The organism is Alteromonas sp. MmMcT2-2, assembly GCF_022348305.1.
GTDB lineage: Bacteria > Pseudomonadota > Gammaproteobacteria > Enterobacterales > Alteromonadaceae > Alteromonas > Alteromonas macleodii.
On sequence record NZ_JAKRFA010000003.1, the window covers coordinates 1 to 21,792 of the forward strand.

At 45.3% G+C, this 21,792-nt stretch carries 20 protein-coding genes; 9 read left to right on the top strand and 11 right to left on the bottom strand.

Translation table 11 applies throughout. From position 1 onward, the window contains the following. Positions 1 to 174: 174 nt before the first annotated feature. On the bottom strand, positions 175 to 720 hold the full coding sequence (gene sodC, locus MHM99_RS03105) for a superoxide dismutase family protein (protein ID WP_014950473.1): 546 nt from the start codon (positions 718 to 720) through the stop codon (positions 175 to 177). Between the two features lie 419 nt (positions 721 to 1,139). Between sodC and MHM99_RS03110 the strand changes: the two genes are divergently transcribed. The 3 genes from MHM99_RS03110 (at position 1,140) to MHM99_RS03120 (ending at position 4,391) form a co-directional block, all read left to right on the top strand. Then, positions 1,140 to 1,781, top strand: a complete 642-nt coding sequence (locus MHM99_RS03110) for a glutathione S-transferase family protein (protein WP_014950472.1) — start codon at positions 1,140 to 1,142, stop codon at positions 1,779 to 1,781. Positions 1,782 to 2,010: 229 nt separating this feature from the next. Continuing rightward, complete coding sequence (locus MHM99_RS03115) at positions 2,011 to 3,855, top strand: DUF885 domain-containing protein (protein WP_239218101.1); 1,845 nt, start codon at positions 2,011 to 2,013, stop codon at positions 3,853 to 3,855. Positions 3,856 to 4,055: 200 nt separating this feature from the next. After that, positions 4,056 to 4,391, top strand: coding sequence for a VOC family protein (locus tag MHM99_RS03120; protein ID WP_168462649.1), 336 nt, complete (start codon positions 4,056 to 4,058; stop codon positions 4,389 to 4,391). Here MHM99_RS03120 and MHM99_RS03125 read toward each other — a convergent pair. The 5 genes from MHM99_RS03125 to MHM99_RS03145 all read right to left on the bottom strand — a co-directional run bounded on the left by MHM99_RS03125 (position 4,388) and on the right by MHM99_RS03145 (position 9,503). Then, the gene (locus MHM99_RS03125) at positions 4,388 to 6,466 is read right to left on the bottom strand and encodes an NADPH-dependent 2,4-dienoyl-CoA reductase (RefSeq protein WP_239218102.1); all 2,079 of its coding nucleotides are present in this window, start codon (positions 6,464 to 6,466) and stop codon (positions 4,388 to 4,390) included. The genes MHM99_RS03120 and MHM99_RS03125 overlap by 4 nt on opposite strands. Before the next feature lie 331 nt (positions 6,467 to 6,797). Continuing rightward, entirely contained in the window at positions 6,798 to 7,271 is a 474-nt protein-coding gene (locus tag MHM99_RS03130) for a DUF4426 domain-containing protein (protein WP_049586036.1), read from the bottom strand. A gap of 96 nt (positions 7,272 to 7,367) precedes the next feature. Continuing rightward, positions 7,368 to 7,904 carry a YggT family protein gene (locus MHM99_RS03135; RefSeq protein WP_014950467.1) on the bottom strand — a complete coding sequence of 179 codons (537 nt, stop codon included), beginning with the start codon at positions 7,902 to 7,904 and terminating at the stop codon, positions 7,368 to 7,370. Between the two features lie 20 nt (positions 7,905 to 7,924). Beyond that, complete coding sequence (gene proC / locus MHM99_RS03140; RefSeq protein WP_049586037.1) at positions 7,925 to 8,746, bottom strand: pyrroline-5-carboxylate reductase; 822 nt, start codon at positions 8,744 to 8,746, stop codon at positions 7,925 to 7,927. A 70-nt stretch (positions 8,747 to 8,816) separates the two neighbouring features. After that, a complete protein-coding gene (locus MHM99_RS03145) occupies positions 8,817 to 9,503 on the bottom strand; it encodes a YggS family pyridoxal phosphate-dependent enzyme (protein ID WP_049586038.1) in 687 nt (228 codons plus the stop codon). Between the two features lie 27 nt (positions 9,504 to 9,530). Here MHM99_RS03145 and MHM99_RS03150 point away from each other — a divergent pair, with 27 nt between their 5' ends. From MHM99_RS03150 to MHM99_RS03160, 3 genes are all read left to right on the top strand, one after another. Further along, positions 9,531 to 10,574 (top strand): type IV pilus twitching motility protein PilT, encoded by a 1,044-nt coding sequence (locus tag MHM99_RS03150; RefSeq protein ID WP_014950464.1) that lies wholly within the window; start codon positions 9,531 to 9,533, stop codon positions 10,572 to 10,574. Positions 10,575 to 10,582: 8 nt separating this feature from the next. Next, positions 10,583 to 11,695, top strand: a complete 1,113-nt coding sequence (locus tag MHM99_RS03155) for a PilT/PilU family type 4a pilus ATPase (RefSeq protein ID WP_014977241.1) — start codon at positions 10,583 to 10,585, stop codon at positions 11,693 to 11,695. Positions 11,696 to 11,835: 140 nt separating this feature from the next. Continuing rightward, entirely contained in the window at positions 11,836 to 12,153 is a 318-nt protein-coding gene (locus tag MHM99_RS03160) for a DUF2007 domain-containing protein (RefSeq protein WP_049586039.1), read from the top strand. A 46-nt stretch (positions 12,154 to 12,199) separates the two neighbouring features. On the opposite strand, the gene ruvX is transcribed toward MHM99_RS03160, so the two are convergent. From ruvX to MHM99_RS03180, 4 genes are all read right to left on the bottom strand, one after another. Further along, on the bottom strand, positions 12,200 to 12,631 hold the full coding sequence (gene ruvX, locus MHM99_RS03165) for a Holliday junction resolvase RuvX (RefSeq protein ID WP_014980071.1): 432 nt from the start codon (positions 12,629 to 12,631) through the stop codon (positions 12,200 to 12,202). Then, positions 12,624 to 13,190: a YqgE/AlgH family protein gene (locus tag MHM99_RS03170; protein WP_014950460.1), complete on the bottom strand. Its 567-nt coding sequence runs from the start codon at positions 13,188 to 13,190 to the stop codon at positions 12,624 to 12,626. Before MHM99_RS03170 ends, ruvX begins: the two co-directional genes overlap by 8 nt. A gap of 128 nt (positions 13,191 to 13,318) precedes the next feature. Further along, positions 13,319 to 14,272: a glutathione synthase gene (gene gshB / locus MHM99_RS03175; protein WP_014950459.1), complete on the bottom strand. Its 954-nt coding sequence runs from the start codon at positions 14,270 to 14,272 to the stop codon at positions 13,319 to 13,321. A 138-nt stretch (positions 14,273 to 14,410) separates the two neighbouring features. Beyond that, entirely contained in the window at positions 14,411 to 15,139 is a 729-nt protein-coding gene (locus MHM99_RS03180) for a 16S rRNA (uracil(1498)-N(3))-methyltransferase (RefSeq protein WP_014999297.1), read from the bottom strand. Positions 15,140 to 16,047: 908 nt separating this feature from the next. On the opposite strand from MHM99_RS03180, the gene MHM99_RS03185 reads away from it, so the two are divergent. After that, complete coding sequence (locus MHM99_RS03185) at positions 16,048 to 16,890, top strand: mechanosensitive ion channel domain-containing protein (RefSeq protein ID WP_101565615.1); 843 nt, start codon at positions 16,048 to 16,050, stop codon at positions 16,888 to 16,890. Between the two features lie 143 nt (positions 16,891 to 17,033). Here MHM99_RS03185 and MHM99_RS03190 read toward each other — a convergent pair whose 3' ends face one another. Continuing rightward, positions 17,034 to 17,831: a M48 family metallopeptidase gene (locus tag MHM99_RS03190; protein ID WP_014950456.1), complete on the bottom strand. Its 798-nt coding sequence runs from the start codon at positions 17,829 to 17,831 to the stop codon at positions 17,034 to 17,036. 501 nt (positions 17,832 to 18,332) lie between these two features. On the opposite strand from MHM99_RS03190, the gene MHM99_RS03195 reads away from it, so the two are divergent. Then, positions 18,333 to 20,135, top strand: a complete 1,803-nt coding sequence (locus MHM99_RS03195; RefSeq protein WP_049586043.1) for a choice-of-anchor I family protein — start codon at positions 18,333 to 18,335, stop codon at positions 20,133 to 20,135. Positions 20,136 to 20,541: 406 nt separating this feature from the next. Next, on the top strand, positions 20,542 to 21,666 hold the full coding sequence (locus MHM99_RS03200) for a beta-ketoacyl-ACP synthase III (protein WP_049586044.1): 1,125 nt from the start codon (positions 20,542 to 20,544) through the stop codon (positions 21,664 to 21,666). Positions 21,667 to 21,792: the final 126 nt, after the last annotated feature.

Consider the following 21,792-nt stretch of genomic DNA (forward strand, 5'->3'; position numbering starts at 1 on the left):
AAGCTAAGGTGTAATCACGCTGTGTGCGCTTAGGCCTTTGATTACTTGAAGTTGTCATAAAGAAATCCTCTTTATGTCAACGTATTTTAGGACGGGACAAGTGAAGTATAAAAAGCGGCTTTAGAAGCCGCTTTTTTGTATAAGATTGATTGCATAACATGAGGTGGCGTTAGTTTATTTCCCAATTACGCCACATGCTACGCGGTCACCACCGCCACCTAACTTTTTAGGTGAATCAGAGTAATTGTCGCCACCTGCGTGAATCATTAAGGCGCGGCCTTCAATATCATCTAACTCAAGCTCTGGTGCAAAGATAGGCTGGGTTGCGTTTCCATTTTCATCAACATAAAGCACGGGTAGATCACCCTCGTGACCCTTTTCAGACCAAGGAGCACGGTGTTTACCGGTATCTTCTGGATCGAAATGGCCGCCCGCTGCGCCGCCCAACACTTTTTTTCCATCTTTCATTGCTGGTGAACAATCACCATTTTGATGAACATGAAAACCATGAATGCCCGGGGTTAACCCTGACAGATTTGGCGTAAATACTACACCGTCATCATCATAACTGCTCACCACTACTGAGCCCATGCTCATCCCTGTTTCCAGGTTATTCATTATCACTTCTTTTCCATCACTATCATGATGACCTGCGAAACTGCTCGCACTTAACATTAATGTCAGTGAACCTGCTAAGGTAGATAGTAAACGTTTCTTCATCGTGTTCTCCTTCACTCAATTATTAACGAATTTGTTAAAAGCATTGAAGTGAGATGAGCATAAAGTGAACCATTGTGGCGCATAACTCAGGGATACTACGCAAGACTAGGAATACTAGGGCGTTGAAGCGACAACCGAGTTGTGTGTTAGCGCATAGCTACTGGCATTTACGGAAATCATTATATTGGTTACGTGAAAAAGTTACCGACCATTACCTTATCTTTTTGGCTTTTCCTTATTATTTTCACTCTTTTTGAAGGTAGCCTCTTTATATAGTCTTTGGATATGGAGCCTCTCCATAAGTAGGCGGTACTGTCATACAGAAGTTACAGTGTTAAAACTCAGTAACAATATGGCAGTAGCACTTTTTTCCTATTCGACTTACAGTTAGCTCACATTACATAAGCAAGGGCATAGGTATGTATACACTTTACGGATATCCGAAAACTCGCTCGGTTCGCGTGGCATGGGCACTGGAAGAGCTAGGTTTACCTTTTGAGTACAGCTTAGTTGACTTAAAACAAGGGCAACACCTGTCAGAAGAATATAAAGCCATCAGTCCTGCCTCTAAAATCCCAGCGCTTTCGACGCCAGAAGGTACCTTGACGGAATCGGCGGCTATCGTCACTTTTTTAGCTGAACGTCACGGCTTGCATGAATTCATTCCAGAGCCTGGTAGCTTCGAGCGAGCCAAATATGAAGAAATGATGCTGTTCCTTACCAATGAGTTAGAGCAACCGATTTGGAATTTAGCAAAGCACACCTTTGCGTTGCCTAGAGAGCAAAGACTTGAACAAATGCGTGATGTAGCGGTGTGGGAGTTCAAGCGCGTGTTGCCCGTATTTTCTTCTATGCTGGGCGATAAAGAATTTGTATGCGGCACCATGTTTACCATGGCCGACATAATAGCCGGTCATATTTTGGCGTGGGCAAAAGGCAGCAAGCTAGATATCACGCTAGACGGTAAAACAGACAATGTAGCCGCGTACGCACAACGTGTATTAGGCCGTGATGCGTATGAGAGGGCGTGGCGAAAAGAGATGGCTCATTTGCCTGAATAAATGGTGCAGCCCGAAAAACCTTACATGAATAGATACCGTGTGAACCTGTGACTTATCAAGTAAACGCTGAATTGTATCGGCGGTATGCCTGATTTCTGGCGTCAGGTACGCATTATTAGGTTTAAATGCGCTTATCACGCGATATAAAGAATCAAGAAAACACATAACGACAGCGCTTTTTTTGCGAAATAGCATGCAGAACAAGGGCGAAACAACAAGGAAATAAAAAATGAAAGCATTCAAAACACTACTTGTAAGTAGTGCAGTAACTATGGCACTGGGCCTTAGCTCAGCTGTGGCACATGAACACGGCAGCGCTAATGTGCAGAGTTCATCAAATAGTACTTCAGTGTCAAAAGAAGCGTCTGAGCACGAAAAACTTTTTGCGTTATTTGCAGCCGCTGACCAGCGTGATATTGAGCTAAACCCAATCATGGCCATTTTTCGCGGCGACATGCGTTACGCGGACAGAATGGGCGACTTCTTAACAGACTCTCACGCTTTAGCGGGAAAAACAGCGACATTGCTAAACTTGTCAGAGCTTAAACAAATTGACCGCAGTAAGTTAAGCGACACCGATAAACTCGCCTACGACGTATTTAAATACAACGAAGAGCGCTCGCTAAAAATGTCTACCGACGAGATTGAAGCGCTAACGGAAGTGCGTCCTGTTAATCACTTCAGTGGGTTCCACACCTTCTACCCGACTTTTGCGAGCGGAAAGGGCGCAGCGCCATTTAAAACAGTAGAAGATTACGAAAATAACTTATCTCGCCATAAGGATTACATTGCTATTTCTGACCGCGCTATCGGAAAGTTCCGCGAGGGCATGGAAAGCGGTGTTCTTGAAACTAAACTTACTATCGATCGCGTGATCAAGCAGTTCGATACTCAGCTGGCTATCCCAATTAAAGAGTCACAGTTTTGGGGGCCAATTACTATGTTCCCAGAAAGTTTCTCTGACGAAGAAAAAGCCCGTTTAACCGCTGACTACGAGAAAGCGACGCAAGAGATTTACGATGCAACCACGCGTATGCGCGACTTCCTTCGCGATGAGTATTTGCCTATTGCACGTGAAAGCATTGGCCTTAGCGATATGAAAGGTGGTGCAAAGCTTTATCAATTGATGGTGGAAGGTTCAACGACACTACCAATGACGCCTGATGAACTGCATAACCTTGGTTTAAAAGAAGTTAAGCGTATCAAAAATGACATGCTTGAAATTAAGGACGAAGTGAAGTTTGAAGGGACATTAAACGAATTCTTCGACTATGTACGTACCGATCCTAAGTTCAAGCCTGAAAGCCGTGAAGCGCTAACACAGAGCTATTACGATATTGGCCGTGAAGTTGATGAGAAAATTGATCAGTATTTTTCACTGTTGCCGAAGTCTGAGCTAGAAATCAAACCCTACGACCCTGCTATCGAGCAATTCAGTGCGGGTGGATCATATCAGCCGGGCACGCCAGACGGCTCTCGTCCAGGTACTTTCTACTTTAATGCCTACGATTTGCCTAGCCGCTTAACCACCGGCAACGTTACCTTGTATCTACACGAAGGCGCTCCAGGTCACCATTTCCAAGTGAGTCTAGCGCAAGAAAATGAAGCGCTACCTTCATTCATGCGCTTTAGCTTCCTACCAGCCTTCGGTGAAGGTTGGGCGCTGTATTCTGAAACGCTAGGATATGAAATGGGGTTCTTTGACGATCCATGGAATCGTTATGGCACGCTTCAAGATGAGCAGTTGCGCGCCATGCGTTTGGTGGTAGACACAGGTATTCACGCGAAAGGTTGGACCCGCGAACAAGCCATCGACTTTATGCTTGATAACTCAGGCATGACCCGCACAGAAGTTGTTGCCGAGGTAGAGCGTTATATTGCGATCCCGTCGCAAGCGCTATCTTACAAAGTGGGCGCGCTTAAAATTCAAGAATTGCGCGCGCGCGCGGAGAAGGCATTAGGTGATGATTTCGATATCCGTGAGTTCCACGCACAAGTGTTAAACACGGGCGGCATTCCACTTGCTATTCTTGAGCAGAAAATTGATCGCTGGATCGCTAGTCAAAAAAGTTAAGGAATAATATTTTTATTTAAACTTTTTACAGCGCAATCAGCGTTAGGTTAAGAGCAGTACGACGCCGATATTTGACGTAAAGCCAGTAATATTCAGTATTACTGGCTTTTTTCTTTTTGCGACTAATGGCAGTGATATTGTTGAAAAGCTTCACTAGAGTAGTTAGTGAACAATATTCAAAAATTATCAGGGAGCATGCAGTGGAGTTAGGACTATTTTCGTTAAGTTTAACGGTTAAGGACATCAGCAAGTCGAAGACGTTTTATGAGGCCTTGGGCTTTGAAGCCATGCCTTCATGCGGCTCGGTGGAAGATAAATGGTTAATGATGAAAAATGGCACCACCATGATTGGGTTATTCGAAGGGATGTTTGAAGATAACATTATGACCTTCAACCCAAGTGATGTTAGGGCACTTCAGGCAAATCTAGTTGAACAAGACATCGCTTTAGACGTGCCTGTGAAAGGCGATAGCGGCCCCGGGCATCTAATTGTTAAAGACCCGGACGGCAACGCTATCATGTTCGATCAGTTTTAAATTCGCGCTGCCAGTTCAGCGCCTTGACGGATAGCGCGTTTAGCATCAAGTTCAGCCGCTACGTCAGCACCGCCGATAATGTGCACGGTAAATCCTGCCTCTTCTAGAGGTTGTTGCAGAGGCTTAAACGGCTCCTGACCAGCACATACAATGACGTTATCGACCGGCAATACTTTGGGCGTGTCGTTAATCAGCACGTGCAGGCCTTCATCATCTACTTTCTCGTAGCTCACACCATTTATCATTTGAACATTGTGGTGTTTCAATGATTGCCTGTGGATCCAGCCCGTAGTTTTGCCCAGTCCTTTGCCCACTTTAGACGTTTTACGTTGCAATAGATACACTTCGCGATCTGAAGGCTCTATGGCTTTTTCCTTTAGTGCACCCGGTGCCGCATAGTCTTTATCTATACCCCAATGCGCCAGCCATTTTTCTTTATCTTTGGCTAAATGTTCGTGTTCAACCAAGAACTCTGCTACATCAAAACCAATGCCGCCGGCGCCAACAATAGCCACTTTCTTGCCTACTGGCTTGTGGTCGCGCAATACGTCTAAATAACTCATCACTTTAGGGTGGTCGTGCCCTTCAATTGTAAGCGTACGAGGATTAATACCGGTGGCTAGCACCACTTCATCAAACTTCTCATCGGCAAGGCTTTCTGCGTTAATCTCGGTGTTAAGGTGAACCGTAACGCCCAGGCGAGCTAGCTGATTGTCAAAATAGCGTAGGGTTTCGTAAAACTCTTCTTTACCCGGCACTTGCTTGGCGTAATTAAATTGACCGCCAATTTCACTGGCTTTATCAAATAGATGTACCTCGTGACCGCGCTCTGCGGCATACATGGAAAACGCCAAACCCGCAGGCCCTGCACCTACTACCGCTAGTTTTTTCTTATTGTGAGTAGGGGGAAAGGTAAGTTCGGTCTCGTAGCACGCTTGTGGGTTTACCAAGCAACTTGCACGCTTTTGTTCGAATGCATGGTCTAGGCAAGCCTGGTTACAGGCAATACACGTGTTGATTAGCTTAGACTCATTGCGCATAGCCTTCGCTACAAAGTGAGCGTCAGCCAAGAAAGGTCGCGCCATCGATACCATATCAGCATGGCCTTGTGCGAGTACCGATTCTGCAACTTCAGGCGTATTGATACGGTTAGTGGTAATAAGAGGGATAGACACCTCTTTTTTCATGCGTTCGGTTATCCAGGTAAACGCCGCGCGAGGCACCGATGTGGAAATAGTAGGTACCCGCGCTTCGTGCCATCCAATGCCGGTATTAATTAGCGTAGCGCCTGCTTTTTCGATTTCTTTGGCTAAATATACAACCTCGTCCCACTTAGCGCCGCCTTCGACTAAGTCCAGCATAGACAGGCGATAAATAATAATGAAGTTAGTGCCCACTTTCTCGCGTACACCTTTTACTATTTCTATTGCCAGACGAGCCCTATTTTCTAAGCTGCCACCCCATTCATCATTTCTATGATTGGTGCGTTCACAGAAAAACTGATTAATGAGGTAGCCTTCAGAACCCATAATTTCCACGCCGTCATAGCCTGCTTGCTGGGCAAGGGCTGCACATTTTACGTAGTCTTTAATTGTGCTTCTTACGCCACGTGAGGACAATTCGCGAGGCTTAAAAGGGGTAATAGGCGACTTCATAGGTGAAGCCGAAACAGCAAGTGGGTGATAACCGTAACGGCCTGAATGCAAAATTTGCATGCAAATTTTGCCGTCTTCCTTATGCACAGCGTCGGTAATAACACGGTGCTTTTTCGCGTGGCGAGAGCGGGTCATTCTGCCAGCAAAGGGCGCTACCCAACCTGAAATATTAGGGCTAATACCACCTGTTACGATTAGCCCCGCACCACCTTTTGCTCGCTCAGCGTAAAACGCAGCAAGTTTGTCAAATCCGCCTTTCTCTTCTTCCAAACCTAAATGCATTGAACCCATTAGGGTACGGTTGCGAAGTTGAGTAAACCCCAAATCCAACGGAGATAATAAGTTAGGGAAGTAAGGTGAGAGTTGTTCTGAATTGTGGGCAGACTGTGGTGTAGCTGTCTGAGACGAGGGCGTATTCATAATTGTTCTCTTTTTATTTGCTATGAAGGCAGTTAGTGCATGTCGCTCTTTGCTGCGGCGCAGTGCTCATCTGTCTTTCATGACTTAAGTGCTAATGGTTACACATAATCCGACTACACTAACTTGCCCGACCAGTTGCTTTGATTATTTACCACCACATTCAATTGGTAAAGTGCAGTTACCCTATTTTTAACATAATAAAAAAGCGAGATACCGGGCTAACGGATATCTCGCTTCGTTAATCAGTGCTTTTCATCACAAGCATGAGTGCGTTACAGGTGAGCGCTTACTTATGATATTGGTATTATTAAAGCAGTGCTCGCCTTATAAATTACTCGTCAACGTACATTTTTTGCTGAAACTTCAGCGTTTGTTTGCTGCTACCTTTTTGAACGTCAATCTCAAACCTAAAGGTTTCCTGATCGCGAAATGGCAGCACGGCAAGGTAATAGATAGCATCACCTTCTTCCACCTTTTTGAAAGTCAGCTTACGCGAGTTACCTAACAGATTCTTAGCTGTACCTGTGACATCTGCCCGTTGCGCTTCACCGGAAACTTTGTCTAACACCGAAATGTTAACCAACGCATTAAACTTACTTCTCACAATGCCGTAGCTAGCCGCCACTTCAGGTGTGAGAAATGGCGTACTCACCACCATATAGTGAACATCCCATTCACCAAGCGTTTGCTTCTGCTCGGCAAATGCGGAAACGCTTAAGCATGACATAGCCATCACAAGAAGTGCGACGTAAGCTTTTTTGATTTGATTCATTCTACCCATGATAGAAACTACCTCTGCCTTCATCTTATTTTCAATTCTTACCCATTACAGCTTGTTTTGCTCTATGAACCAAACTGCAAGACCAATACTTTCCCTAACAGTGTCTTGAACTGACATTAGCTACATAGGGAAAGTGTCTTGGATCAGAAGCTGTAAAAACTGTAATGCGATGATGGCAATAAGCACTGACAAGTCCAAACCGCCCAATGGTGGAATGACTTTGCGTATTGGCGCTAAAAACGGCTCGGTTAGCTGATACAGAACATAGTCAACCGGAGACTGACCTTGTGACACCCAGCTCAAAATAGCGCGTAGTAGCAACACCCAGAACATTAACGACAGGGTTTCTTTTATCACGCCAATCACTGATAAAATCGCAATGCCGACTGGGTTTAGACTACCGCCAAACATTAACCCTAGGGTTATTAGCTTGAGCGCGCATACCGCTACCGCTAACACAAAAGTAGCGGTGTCGAACCTGCCGATTGACGGAATAATACGGCGCAACGGCCCCACGATAGGGTGGGTTGCTTTTACTACAAATTGACTGAGTGGATTATAAAAATCTGCCTGAACCATTTGTAACCAAAGGCGCAGAATAACCACCATCAAATAAAGGCTAAATAAGGTATCAACCAAAAATACCGTTGCGTTCATGTTGTGTTTTTCCTAAAACGTTATAGCTGTTTTGCCATTTCTTCAGCACGTGCTACGGCGGCGCGCATCGACTTGCTGACAATATCTTTTAAACCTTCATTAATGAAAGTGTTAACGGCTTCTGCGGTAGTGCCGCCCTTAGACGTAACTTGGGCACGAAGCTCGCTTAATTCAAGGTCTGGGTTGTTACAAACCATTTCGGCTGCGCCTAACATGGCTTGTTGGACCATTAAGCGAGATTGCGCTTTGTCAAAGCCCATGTTCATGGCTTCTTCCTGCATATTTTGTAAGAACAAGAAGAAATAAGCTGGGCTGCTGCCCGCTGCGGCGATAACACCGTTAATACCCTCTTCTTTATCTACCCAAACGGTTTTGCCAACGCTGTTCATTACATCGTCAACGTATTGCCTGTCTGACTCAGAAACCGTGTCGTCGGCATACATCCCAGACATGCCTTTGCCTAACAAGCTCGGGGTGTTTGGCATAATACGAACAACAGGGTATTCACCACCTAGCATTTCTTGCAATCTGGCTACCGGCAGCCCAGCTGCAATGCTCATAAACAACTTGCCCGAAAGGTCATTGTTTTTCTGAAGCTCGCCGCACATATCGCCCATTATTTGTGGTTTTACCGCAAGGACTATGGCATCAGCGAATTGGCAGGCTTCATCATTAGATTGTGTGGTGTGAATACCAAACTCGGCCTTCAGGCCGTCTAACTTTGGTGTGGAAGGGTTTGCCGCAAGGATGTTTTCTTTCGCGTACCCAGATTTGATAAGACCACTGATGATGCTGCGGCTCATGTTACCCGCGCCAATAAATGCTAATTTTTTCTGTTGCATGTAAATCCTATTTGTTGGTTGCGTTTAAGTCTGTGTAGCGAGGCGAAGCGCTATCCGTTGGGTTAGCGCGCTAGTTTCGCTTACCGAAAATAGCGGTACCGATGCGCACCATAGTCGACCCGTGTTGAATCGCTTCTGTCATATCACTACTCATTCCTACGGATAGGGTATCAAAATTGCTCAATGATGTATGGTAGTGGTCGAATAATTCTTTTAGCTTAGACAGTGTGGCGCGCTGTTGTTCTTCACTAGGATCAGCTTTGGGAATGGCCATTAGTCCACGCAAGGTCAGGTGCTTTTGAGAGTTAATAAACTCCACTAGCGCATCTAATTCACTTAGGGCTACCCCTGACTTACTCTCTTCGTCATCAATATTAACCTGAATGCACACGTTTAACGGCGGCATTGAGTCAGGCCGCTGTTCGTTTAAGCGACGAGCAATTTTTTCTCTATCTACAGACTGAACCCAATCAAAGTGTTCGGCTACCACTTTGGTTTTATTCGATTGGATTGGACCAATCATGTGCCACTCTATATCGCTTAAGTGAGAAAGTTCCTGAACCTTTTCAACACCTTCCAGCACGTAATTTTCGCCGAACATACGTTGTCCGGCTTCATACGCTTCCATGATATCTGATACGGGTTTTGTTTTGCTAACCGCTAGCAATTTAACGGAATTTGGTGGACGATGTGCACTGGTAGCGGCTTGGTCTATTCCTTTTCGTGCGGAATCTAGTCTTTCTGCTATTGTTTGCATTATTCACCTTGTTTTGGAGAAGTGGTTGTGGATATTACCGAACTTTTGGCTTTCAGTGTTAAGAATAACGCCTCAGATTTACACTTATCAGCGGGCCTACCACCAATAATTCGTGTAGATGGCGAAATGCGTAAACTGAATGTGCCAGCCCTCGATCACAAGCAAGTACATGGTCTCGTTTATGAGATTATGAATGACATGCAGCGCAAAGAATACGAAGAAAACCTGGAAACCGATTTTTCTTTCGAAGTTAATGGCTTGTCGCGCTTTCGTGTTAACGCGTTTGTGCAAAACCGAGGCGCCGCCGCAGTATTACGTACTATCCCCAGTAAAGTATTAACCTTAGACGACCTTGGCGCGCCTGAAATTTTCAAGGAAATTATAAATCAGCCTACCGGCATTGTACTTGTGACAGGTGCCACCGGCTCGGGTAAAAGTACCACGCTTGCGGCCATGGTCGACCATATCAACACCCATAAGCGCGAGCACATTCTTACCATTGAAGACCCTATCGAATTCGTGCACGACAACAAGCTTAGCTTGGTAAACCAGCGGGAAGTACACCGCGATACGCACTCGTTTAATAACGCACTGCGCTCGGCGCTTCGTGAAGACCCAGACGTAATTCTAGTCGGTGAGCTACGTGACTTAGAAACCATACGCCTTGCCATTTCAGCTGCCGAAACCGGCCATTTAGTATTTGGCACTCTTCACACCAACTCTGCACCAAAAACCATTGACCGTATTATCGATGTTTTCCCGGCAGAAGAAAAAGCCATGGTGCGTTCTATGTTGTCGGAATCATTGCGTGCGGTTATTTCACAGACACTGCTTAAGAAAGTAGGCGGGGGCCGAGTTGCGGCTCATGAAATCATGGTGGGGATCCCCGCTATTCGTAACCTTATTCGAGAAGATAAAGTGCCGCAAATGTACTCGGTTATTCAAACGGGTCAGGCTCACGGTATGCAAACCATGGATCAGTGTCTTCAGCGCTTAGTGGCAATGGGGGTTATTACCAAACAAGACGCCGCAGCAAAGTCAGTTGATAAACAGTCGATGAACAGTTTCTAGAGGCCAATATGTTAGATTCACTACTACAAAAAATGGTCGATACCAACGCATCGGATTTATTCGTCACTGCGGGGTTTCCGGTAAGTGCCAAAATTAACGGCAAACTTACGCCAGTGACGGAAAGCGCGACCTCGGAAGAGGCATCGCTGGCGCTGGTTCACGAAGCGATGACTGAAAAACAGCAGAATGAGTTTCACACGACCAAAGAATGTAATTTCGCCATAGTACGAGAGGGCATTGGTCGTTTCCGCTGCTCTGCATTTTGGCAGCGTGACCAAGCGGGCATGGTGATTCGCCGCATCGTTACTCAAATTCCGAAAGCTGATGATTTGGGTCTGCCGCGAGTATTAAAAGAAATTATTATGGCTAAACGCGGTCTTGTTCTATTTGTAGGTGGAACAGGCACGGGTAAGTCCACGTCACTGGCTGCGCTTATTGGGCATAGAAATGAAAATTCGCACGGGCATATACTGACTATTGAAGACCCCATTGAATTTGTGCACGAGCATAAAAACTGTGTTATTACCCAGCGCGAGGTGGGCATAGATACTCAGTCTTTCGACGACGCCCTTAAAAGTTCGCTACGTCAGGCACCTGATGTCATTCTTATTGGTGAAATTCGTTCAATGGAAACCATGGAATATGCCATGTCGTTTGCTGATACCGGGCATTTGTGTGTGGCTACGCTGCACGCTAACAACGCGAACCAAGCTATTGAACGTATTATGCATTTAGCGCCGAAAGATCAGCACGATAAGTTGCGCTTTGACTTAAGCTTAAACATCCGCGCCATTGTTGCGCAGCAACTAGTACCTACGCCAGACGGCAAGGGTAGGGTTGCGGCAATAGAAATATTGCTTAATTCGCCGCTAGTGCGCGACCTAATACAGCGCAATGAAATAGGCGCGTTAAAAGAAGCAATGAAAAAAGGCAAAGAGCAGGGCATGCAGAGCTTTGATATGGCCCTGTATGATTTGTACAAAGCGGGTAAGATTGATATGGACCAAGCGCTGCACCACGCCGACTCGCCTAATGACCTGCGCTTAATGATCAAGCTTGATACCAGCGACGGTTCTAGCTTAGGTACACTGTCAAATGTATCTATTGATATGGATGACTAATTGCTTTCGCTTTATGCTGAAATCCCTTTAGGGGGAGCTGCATTTGAAACGCTTACTGAAATAAAGCAGTAGAGAGACACGTTTTTCTCGCATGATGAGCAGCCCACGGGCTGCTTTTGTGTTTAACAAGAGGGTAGCCATTGAAAAAACTCTTCACTTCACAAGACGCTTTTGAACTTCAAGCGGTTCGCAGCGAGCTTGACGCTTTATCTATTCCTTATATGGTAAAAAATGAGTTTGCCAGTGGCGCAATCGGAGAGCTGCCTTGGCAAGATTCTCAGCAGGAAGTGTGGCTTGTTGACGATAGCTGGTATGCAAGAGCGTCGAAAGTTATTGAGCTCTTCATTCAGAAATCAAACGATAAGGCATTATCTAGTGAAGACTGGATTTGCGGTGAGTGCAGTGAACAAAACGGCGCTGCTTTTGATGTCTGCTGGCAGTGTGGGGCAGAAAAATAATAACAGCAAGAGCCAGCAGCATACAAAGGTCAACAGGCCTTAACAATTATTCGTACTGACTCTCGCTCCAGCTAGCGAATATTACACAGGCCGACACACTATCAACCTTATCTTTAGTCAGTTTCTTATAGCCACCTAACTCAAACAGCATGGCTTTAGCGTCTGTGGTAGTCAGTCGCTCATCACAGGTGTCAACGGCCACTTTAAAACGCCCATGTAGACGGTTTGCAAATTTGCGGGCGCGTTGAGTCATCTCCTGCTCAGTACCATCCATATTAAGCGGTAAACCCACCACCACGATATGCGGTTGCCATTCTTCGTAAAGCTTTTCTATTAACGTCCAGTCAGGAATACCGTCTCGTGCCTTCAGCGCTGCAAGAGGGGAAGCCGTACCGGTAATTTCCTGACCTACCGCCACGCCAATGCTTTTGGTACCAAAATCAAACGCAAGTACCGTACGATTTCCTATATCAGGCATGTCCCGCTCCCGGTGCTAGCTGCCATACATCCACACCGAGTTTATTTACTGTTGCTTGCCATTTCTTGTGCATAGGCGTGTTAAACAGAATTTCTTCGTCAGCTTCGATGGTGAGCCATGCGTTTTCCTGCATTTCCTTCTCAAGCTGACCGGCTGTCCAGCCCGCGTACCCCAAAGCAATCAAAACGTCTTCAGGGCCTTCATCATTGGCAATAGCAGTCAAAATGTCCTTGGAGGTGGTCACCATAACCCCTGGTGCAAGCTTTAAGCTAGATGCCCACTCTCTTTGCGACGAGTGCAGCACAAATCCTCGCTCTTGGCTTACAGGACCGCCAGCCAGCACGATTTGCTCTGCTTTGTCGTCAGACACAGTGAGTTCTTTGTCAGTCTGTTCAAGAAGCTGCTTCACGTTCATGGTAGAGGGTTGATTTACTACAATACCCATAGCACCTTCAGCGTTGTGTTCACAAATATAAATGAGTGAGCGAGAGAAATACGGATCGTCCAAACTAGGCATCGCGACCAGAAAATGATTTTGTAGGCTTTTTAATTCCGTCATAGTTTGTCTTTTATCTACTATCTTTTGCTCTGTGAGGGCCTTTACACTATTGAAGCTAAAGGCGCTCTATCCACTCATATTTGCTTTTTACGATACGAACTGCACTGTGTTACCAATACAACCTTACTTTATTTACTGGCTAAGCGCTTTTCAATGGCGTCAAACAGCGCACCCATTATATTAACATCGTAAGCTGCTTCTATTTCTCTTACGCAAGTTGGGCTAGTAATGTTTATTTCAGTAATTTTGCTGCCAATAACATCAAGTCCTACAAATAAAATGTTATTTTCTTTGAGCGTTGGCGCGATGGCTTCGGCTAGGGCGCGGTCAGAATCTGAGATTGGCTGAGGGCGTCCTGTACCGCCAGCGGCTAGGTTACCTCTGGTTTCCCCTTTTGTAGGCAGTCGCGCTAAGCAATACGGCATGACTTCACCATCAACGATGAGTACGCGCTTATCGCCGTCTTTAATCTCTGGAAGGTACTCTTGTACCATCATGTAGCGCGTGCCTAACTTGGTTAGGGTTTCAATAATAACGCCTAAGTTATTGCCATCAGGCTTCACTCTAAAGATAGACGCGCCACCCATACCGTCTAAGGGTTTGCAAATAATGTCTTGGTGCTTGGCGTGAAACTCACGGATAAGCGCTTGGTTGTTCGTGACTAAGGTATTGGGAATGTGTTCTGGGAAGTACGACGTAAACAGCTTCTCGTTGTAGTCGCGAAGCGCTTGAGGGTTATTTACAACTAGCGCTCCCGCGTCCTGCGCAAGCGACAGCACCTGAGTCGCATACAAAAACTCGCTGTCAAAGGGTGGATCTTTGCGCATGAGTAACACATCAATGTCGCCTAAATGCAAGGTCGACTCGTCTTCAATGGTGTAGAAATCTGTAGCTTGATCCTTGACCGATACGGTTTTACCTAAACCCATAGGCTTACCATTGTCTAAATACAGGTCTTTTAATTCAAAATATACGACCTTTGCACCGCGGCGCTGAGCTTCAAGCATCATCGCAAAGCTTGTATCTTTATGTGGCTTAATGCTCGCGATGGGGTCCATAATTACGCCAACGGTATATTGCATAATGTTTTCACCTTGAATGTTGATAAAATGCCGGCTCAGATGGCCCAGCTGATTGTAAACATATATGGGGGCACACCTGAATTCTTCAAGTTACTGAGCTAGCACTATGCTTGCTATATAGCTGCCTAAAATACTGACTTAGAAGTCGCCGTGCTGAGCTTGAAGAATACTTAGGCTTGTAATCGCTGCTGTCTCGGTGCGCAAAATACGTGGGCCCAAACTTACCGACTGATAGCCGTTTTCGTTTGCCTGATGAATTTCTGTTTCAGATAACCCACCTTCAGGGCCAATAAGCAAACGAAAACCTTGAGCATTATAAGGTTGCCTTGCCAAGCTTTGCTCTGCGCCAGGTGCAAGCACTAATCTTGTGGTATTGGTGGATGAAGACAACCATTGGTTAAGACTTACCGGCGCATTAAGTACGGGAATGATGTTGCGGCCACTTTGTTCGCAGGCGCCGATAATAATCTTTTGCCACTGCTGAATTTTTTTCTCCCAACGAGACTCGTCGAGCTTTACCGTACAGCGTTCAGTGATGACCGGCGTTATTTCTGTCACGCCTAGCTCTACGCTTTTTTGTAATACGGTATCCATCCTATCGCCCTTAGAGACACCTTGACCCAAATGCAGATGGAGAGGGGATTCTTTTGCTAATGATAAGCAAGCATCAGCTTCTACCGTTACTTTTTTTCGCTGCACGCTAATGATTTGTGCACTGTATTCATTGCCGTCGCCGTTGAAGAGTACGATTGGTCGATTGGGCTTTATGCGCAATACCGTCGCGATGTGATGTCCAGCATCTTCGGTTAACTCAAACTCTTGTTCTAACGGAATAGGATTGGGGTAATAAACTCTTGGTATACGCATAACAAATCAGATGTGTAGTTTTAACGCGTATAATACGTGTGTAGATACAGGTTGCAATGCTGTCGACGACATCGCGTAAGTAAAAATGCAAAAACTTACACAAACGACAGCATGCTGCCTATTTAAGAATCACATGACTCGTTTTCTACGCCGCTGTTGGCGAAGAGTTTCTCGAAGTTGATTTCAACACAGTGGATGAAGGCTTCGATTGAGGTGCTGGGCGGTAGTCCGCTCTTGCATACTTAGTATGTTTTCCTTTGTCGGTGCGAAGTGAATATAAAAATAGACACAGAACAACCGAAAACAGGGTTATGAGAAGCAACATGCGTTAATCCTTTACGTGACATAGTTTGCTAAAGCTCCTTCATGAAGTTGCTCAACACACACTGATGAGGCGTAGTGAACAGTCAACTTTCATGAGACTTTAGTCTAAAACTTTGAGGCTAAAAAATCATCAAAAAAAATGTCTTATAACTCGGTAACTTCCAAAAAATGGAAAAGAAACACAAAGCGCATTTAAGCTTCGTGATGAAGGATGCGCTTGTTGAGTGACAAGCGTGTGACAAGCGAATAAAAAGTGTTCATTTTTTGTTTTTTCATTCTAGCGCCTATGTGCCACCTATAAGGCATAGAAACTTGTCGATTTAGAGCTACTAGACCGTCAAACATCCGCCTTGCCTAGATGGCCAACAAACCGCGGCAAAAATGTACAGAAAAGGACAGTAGATCCTAAAGTAAAACAAATGAATTTCCTCTACTTTTGTATAAGGCTAACGCTTTTAAACACCCATGTAGCTTAGACTTTAGAGCAAATTTACTGTGTTTGAGCCCATATTATATTGGTCTTAAATCAAATAGCTGCTACCGTATTTGAGCAATTATCAACTAACCATGACAAGGACCATATTATGGAAGAAAAACTTTCGCTTTTCTCTGCAAGCGATGTTGAAAGGTACATAAACGATTACGCCATCCCGTGGGGGATTAACATTCTGATGGCAATCGCGATTTATGTAATAGGTAGGATCGTAGTTGGATTCATTTTATCTGTATTTAGACGCCTAATGGCCAAGTCTAAATATGACAACATGCTAGTGGACTTCCTGGAAGCTATCCTTAGCGCCATTCTAATGCTGTTTGTTATTGTCGCTTCGCTTGATCAGCTAGGCGTAGATACAACGTCATTAGTTGCTATATTAGGTGCTGCTGGTTTAGCTATTGGTTTGTCATTGCAAGACTCGCTTAAGAACTTTGCAGCTGGCGTAATGCTTCTAGTTTTCAAACCATTTAAAGCGGGTGATTTTGTCGAAGCTGCAGGTACTGCTGGTTCTATTGTTAAGATTGGTATTTTCACTACAACAATGAACACACCAGACAACAAAGAAATTATTGTTCCCAATGGCAATATTTACGGTGGCAACATCACTAACTATTCAGCAAGAGACACGCGTCGCGTAGACATGGTTGTTGGTATTGGTTACGACGCTGACCTTCTTAAAGCGAAAAGAATTCTTGAAGAAATGGTGGCGGCTGATGAGCGTATTCTTGCAGAGCCAGAGCCTAAAATTGCAGTATCTGAACTGGCCGACAGCAGCGTGAACTTTATTGTTCGTCCATGGGTGAATTCTGCGGATTTCTGGGGTGTTAAATTCGACTTCACTGAAAACGTTAAACTGCGTTTTGATGAAGAGGGTATTTCAATTCCATTCCCACAAATGGATGTACATCTTCACAAAGCAGACAGCGAATAATTTCGTTGGTTTCAAACAAAAAACGCTGCATTTCGCAGCGTTTTTTTATTCTAAGATTAAGTACGACGTAACACGCCGCGATTACGAACGTTTTAACTCTCGCTGAGCGGGTAATGACCTATACGAAATGGTATTACTTACTTTTAGCGACAGTTCGGGCGGTAAGCAGTAGCTTGATAGTCTGCATAGGCGTTAGGCATGTTCGCTTGTAAATTATCAATTCTGGTTTGAGGTGCTGGGTGAGTCGACAAAAGTTCCATTGGGCGGTTGCCGCCGCTTGCTGCGTCCATGTTTTGCCACAAGTTTACAGATTGTCTTGGGTCAAACCCAGACTTCGCCATTAGCTGAAGACCAATGACATCGGCTTCAGATTCATGAGTTCGGCTAAAAGGAAGTTGGACACCGACTTGAACACCTAATCCGATCGCAGCCATGATGGGACCTGACTGGGGCACTTCATTCGCGGCTAAAACTTGGCCTACCGCCTGACTGCCCATATTTATCAATGTTGACTGCGACATTCTCTCATTGCCATGCTCTGCAATAACATGACCTACTTCATGGCCAATGACAGCAGCAAGTTGATGCTGGTTTTCTGCAACGTTGAGCAAGCCTGTATAGACACCAATTTTTCCACCGGGTAGCGCAAATGCGTTAACTTGTTCATCGTCGAATACAACGACTTCCCATTGACCATTGAACACCGTGGCTGGTACTTGAGCAGTGATGGCATTTGCAACGCATTCTACGTAAGAATTTTGAACCGCTTTATTCGAAATTTTTAATTCTTCTTTCATGCCCGTGAATGCCTGATCACCCATTTGCGCGAGCTGAGTTTCAGAATAGAGCAACACTTGATTTCTACCCGTAGGAGATGTTGCACAGGCTGTTAAAGTAAGCGCTGCGGCAATAACTGCCGAAGCTGTGAATTTCAATTTCATGGTTAATCCTTTTTTATCACTGAATGTTCTCGCTTCGCTCACTTTTGCGCGCTAAAGCACTATCCCATTCAGTTTATACGTCTATTTGGCAATATTAGTATCAGATAGTGCTTATAAATAAAACTATACCTTTGAAAAAGCGAAGCGTGTTCCGCTGTTAAGCTAAACCGTTTTTCCTTACACGCATTAGGATATTTGAAATATATGCTTACAATTGCATGAACGAAGTGTGATTACTTTGAGCCTACTGCTCCGTGCTGTCCATATTTAAAGCGGCGTGTGTGCCATCATTGTTATAGAAAAGTTACGCGCTTTTGCCTATTTAATATTTGTGTCATAAACTGATTCTAATTTATACATAGAAGTTACATAAAATTTCTGGTGTACTAAGGTTAGGGATCCCTGTTTTCTTCCTTCGCTTTGCGAGAACAAGGTGGAAAAATCCTTGGGTTTCTCGAGCCTCATAACGTACGACAAAAATACAAATAAAAAGGAAATCAAATGGCAGTGCGTAATAAGTTTAAATACGGGTTACTTGCATTTTTAGTATCAGCGGCGCTCACGGGATGTGGCCTTGATGGTGACGACGGTGCGCAGGGCGAAACAGGAGCTCAAGGACCTCAGGGTGAACAAGGTGACCCAGGGACAGACGGAAGTGATGGTACCGATGCGTCAATCGGCATTGCAATGGGTATCGTTGGTCGTGCTTTCTTAGGCAATCAAACGGCCGCAGAAATTGTTCAGTACCACGCTGAGACCAATACGATTTACGCGACAAACGGCGAGACGAATACAATAGCAGTTATTGATGCCTCTAGCGTAAACACGGCCACTATGGCTGATCCGATAAACACCACTACGCTAACGCTTACCACTATCGCACTGCCTGCCGATATAAATGGTGTGACTTTAGGTAGCTTAACAAGCATTGCGGTTAGCGGTGACCTTATGGCTGTTGCTGTACCTGCAGACGTTAAAACTGATAACGGTTATGTGTTGTTCTACAACGGGCTAGACAGTTCTGCTCCAGCCTTTTTGGATTCTGTCGAGGTTGGTGCACTACCGGATATGGTCACTTTTACGCCAGATGGTGGCAAAGTGTTGGTAGCGAACGAGGGTGAGCCTTCTGATGACTACACCATTGACCCTGAAGGTTCTGTTAGCGTCATTAATATTCTTGCAAGTGGTGAGCCAGAAGAAACGGGGACGACCGTTGGCTTTACTGCTCTAAACGGTACTGAAGCAGACTTGATGGCGCAGGGAATGATGTTTCCTAACCCAGCAGGACTCACGATTAACGGCACAGCTATTACCTCAACGGTAGCGAAAGATCTGGAACCAGAATACATCACCGCTACTAACGACGTTGCATACGTTAGTCTTCAGGAAAACAATGGCCTTGCGATTATTGACTTGGAAGAGTTAACGGTAGATGTCGTCGGCCTAGGAACTAAGTCTTGGGCTGGACTTAATATTGATATCCAAGAAAATGATGCGGTGAGTTTTGGTCAGTACACAGGTATTTATGGTGTATACCAGCCTGATACCATTGCTAACTTTACGTGGAAGGATGCGACTTTCATTCTTACCGCTAACGAAGGCGATGCCCGTGAGTACTTCTTTGACGCTGCTGATGAGGCGGCATGTACTGCTGCAGGTGGTGTTGATTTTGACGAAGATGATGGCTGTCTAGCTTATACAGACGAAGTTAAAGTAGAAGATCTTACCGCTGCCGCCAACTCTGAATTAGCTATGCTACAGGCGACAGGCGAAGCGGACGACTTACGTGTAACTTCAGCTATGGGTGATGCTGACGGAAACGGCGAGTACGATGCAGCGTACGCTTACGGTGCACGTTCATTCACAATCTGGGATCAAAACGGTTTAGTGGTTTATGACTCGGGTGATGATTTTGAACGTATTACAGCGTCGGTTCATGGGGCGCAGTTCAACAATGGTGACGATGAAAATGCAAGCGACTCGCGCTCAGAGAATAAAGGTCCAGAGCCAGAAGCGTTAACCGTGGGTCAAGTTGGCGATCGCACTTACGCGTTTATCGGCACAGAGCGCATGGGCGGTATTTTCGTATACGACGTTACTAACCCTTATGACGTTCAATTTGCAGAATATGTAATTAACCGTGACCTAACCGAAGGTTTGACAAGCGACGATGTCATTGGTGACTTAGCGCCAGAAAGCCTGGTTTTTGTTAGCGCTGAAGACAGCCCAAGCGGTGTGCCTCTTCTTGTTGTAGGCAACGAAGTTAGCGGCACAGTAACGGTGTGGCAAATCAACCAGCTGTAAGCTCCCGCGTTGATTACATGAAACCCCGCTTTGAAGCGGGGTTTTTTATTGGTAGCTTGCCAGACCTTCCCGAAGGCCGAGTTTAACGTGTCCTTACTCTTTGTTGTGTCACCTTGATGTAGAGCCACTATACCTGCGAAAACACGCCACGGTTACGAACATTTTAAGTCTCGCTGAGTGGGTAATATCTATGCGGGCTGGTAATAAACGGAGGAATAGAGCTTTCCTTGCGTTCACTATAGTTACACCGTTTAAGGATTAGGGTAAGCTATAACCCATAAAACGCAGTCGTGTTTTTAAAGGTAAATACGATTAGGCTCAATTGCACTGGTATAGATGCGTTTAGGACACAGAGTAACGCAATGCTCAATACCACCGTAGTGCTATCAAATAATAGAGAATGCCTATGTCTCAGCAAGTTGTGATTAGTGGTGTGGGTGTATGGCACCCTAAAGACAGTATAACTAACGAAGAGCTAGTAGATAGCTACAATGCTTACGTAGATGCGTTTAACGAAGAAAATAAAGCGCAAATCGAATCAGGTGATGTAGCAGCAATGCCTTATTCAAGTGCAGAGTTTATCGAAAAAGCATCAGGAATTAAAAGTCGCTACATCTATCAAAAAGAGGGTGCGCTAGACATCACTCGAATGAAGCCTAAGATTGCCCCTCGAGCAGATGACGAACTTTCTCACCAAGCTGAAATTGCCGTCGAAGCAGCCAAGTTAGCTCTGGCATCCGCCAATGTTACGGCCGATGAAATTGATGCTGTGATTGTGTCGTGTGCATACACCCAGCGTGCTTATCCTGCGATTGCAATTGAAGTACAAGAAGCTCTTAATATTGAAGGGTTTGGTTTCGATATGCTAGTTGCTTGTTCTGCAGCAACGTTCGGTATGCATCGCGCCTATGAAATGCTGAGCGCGAAAAATGCGACTCGCGTGTTGGTTATTAACCCTGAGTTGGTCTCACCGCAAATTAACTACGCTGATCGCGACAGTCACTTTATTTTTGGCGATGTGGCTACGGCGACGGTGCTTGAGCTTGCTGAAACCGCCAAAAGTGAGCACGTGTACGACGTGCTAAGCACCAAAGCATTGACGAAATTCTCAAACAATATTCGTTCTAATTTTGGTTACATGACACGTGCCGAAGACGTTGATCCGTATGGACCTGATAAGCTGTTCCATCAAGCGGGTCGCAAAGTTTTCAAGGAAGTGTGTCCATTGGCAGCAGCGCATATTGAAGCGCATTTAGCGAGTCACGACATTACGCCAGAAGGCGTCAAGCGTTGGTGGCTTCACCAAGCTAATATCAATATGAACACCTTGATTTGCAAACGCCTGTTAGGTCGCGATGCTGACCGTACCGAAGCGCCAATTGTGTTGGACGAGTTTGCCAACACTGCTTCTGCGGGTTCTGTGATTGCGTTTGGTTTAAACCATGAAGACCTGGTTGCCGGTGACGTGGGAGTACTTTGCTCTTTCGGTGCAGGGTATTCAATTGGCTCACTAGTGATCCGTAAACGATAGTTTTTATCATAGCGCGGGCGATGCCTGCGCACCGTACCTAGCTGAAAACGTTATGTGCTGTATATCGAAGGTTTCAGGGACGTTGCATCAATGCGCCTCCCTGTATTTCATCTCCTAAATAATGAT

Excerpts from the sequence above, each read along its gene's own strand:
- ruvX (WP_014980071.1), bottom strand. The coding sequence starts at position 12,631 with ATGCCTGATATAGGAAATCGTACGGTACTTGCGTTTGATTTTGGTACC.
- MHM99_RS03170 (WP_014950460.1), bottom strand. The coding sequence starts at position 13,190 with ATGACGGAATTAAAAAGCCTACAAAATCATTTTCTGGTCGCGATGCCT.
- MHM99_RS03115 (WP_239218101.1), top strand. The coding sequence starts at position 2,011 with ATGAAAGCATTCAAAACACTACTTGTAAGTAGTGCAGTAACTATGGCA.
- sodC (WP_014950473.1), bottom strand. The coding sequence starts at position 720 with ATGAAGAAACGTTTACTATCTACCTTAGCAGGTTCACTGACATTAATG.
- MHM99_RS03190 (WP_014950456.1), bottom strand. The coding sequence starts at position 17,831 with ATGAAATTGAAATTCACAGCTTCGGCAGTTATTGCCGCAGCGCTTACT.
- MHM99_RS03125 (WP_239218102.1), bottom strand. The coding sequence starts at position 6,466 with ATGAATACGCCCTCGTCTCAGACAGCTACACCACAGTCTGCCCACAAT.
- gshB (WP_014950459.1), bottom strand. The coding sequence starts at position 14,272 with ATGCAATATACCGTTGGCGTAATTATGGACCCCATCGCGAGCATTAAG.
- MHM99_RS03155 (WP_014977241.1), top strand. The coding sequence starts at position 10,583 with ATGTTAGATTCACTACTACAAAAAATGGTCGATACCAACGCATCGGAT.
- MHM99_RS03130 (WP_049586036.1), bottom strand. The coding sequence starts at position 7,271 with ATGAAGGCAGAGGTAGTTTCTATCATGGGTAGAATGAATCAAATCAAA.
- MHM99_RS03200 (WP_049586044.1), top strand. The coding sequence starts at position 20,542 with ATGTCTCAGCAAGTTGTGATTAGTGGTGTGGGTGTATGGCACCCTAAA.
- proC (WP_049586037.1), bottom strand. The coding sequence starts at position 8,746 with ATGCAACAGAAAAAATTAGCATTTATTGGCGCGGGTAACATGAGCCGC.
- MHM99_RS03145 (WP_049586038.1), bottom strand. The coding sequence starts at position 9,503 with ATGCAAACAATAGCAGAAAGACTAGATTCCGCACGAAAAGGAATAGAC.
- MHM99_RS03110 (WP_014950472.1), top strand. The coding sequence starts at position 1,140 with ATGTATACACTTTACGGATATCCGAAAACTCGCTCGGTTCGCGTGGCA.
- MHM99_RS03185 (WP_101565615.1), top strand. The coding sequence starts at position 16,048 with ATGGAAGAAAAACTTTCGCTTTTCTCTGCAAGCGATGTTGAAAGGTAC.
- MHM99_RS03195 (WP_049586043.1), top strand. The coding sequence starts at position 18,333 with ATGGCAGTGCGTAATAAGTTTAAATACGGGTTACTTGCATTTTTAGTA.
- MHM99_RS03135 (WP_014950467.1), bottom strand. The coding sequence starts at position 7,904 with ATGAACGCAACGGTATTTTTGGTTGATACCTTATTTAGCCTTTATTTG.
- MHM99_RS03180 (WP_014999297.1), bottom strand. The coding sequence starts at position 15,139 with ATGCGTATACCAAGAGTTTATTACCCCAATCCTATTCCGTTAGAACAA.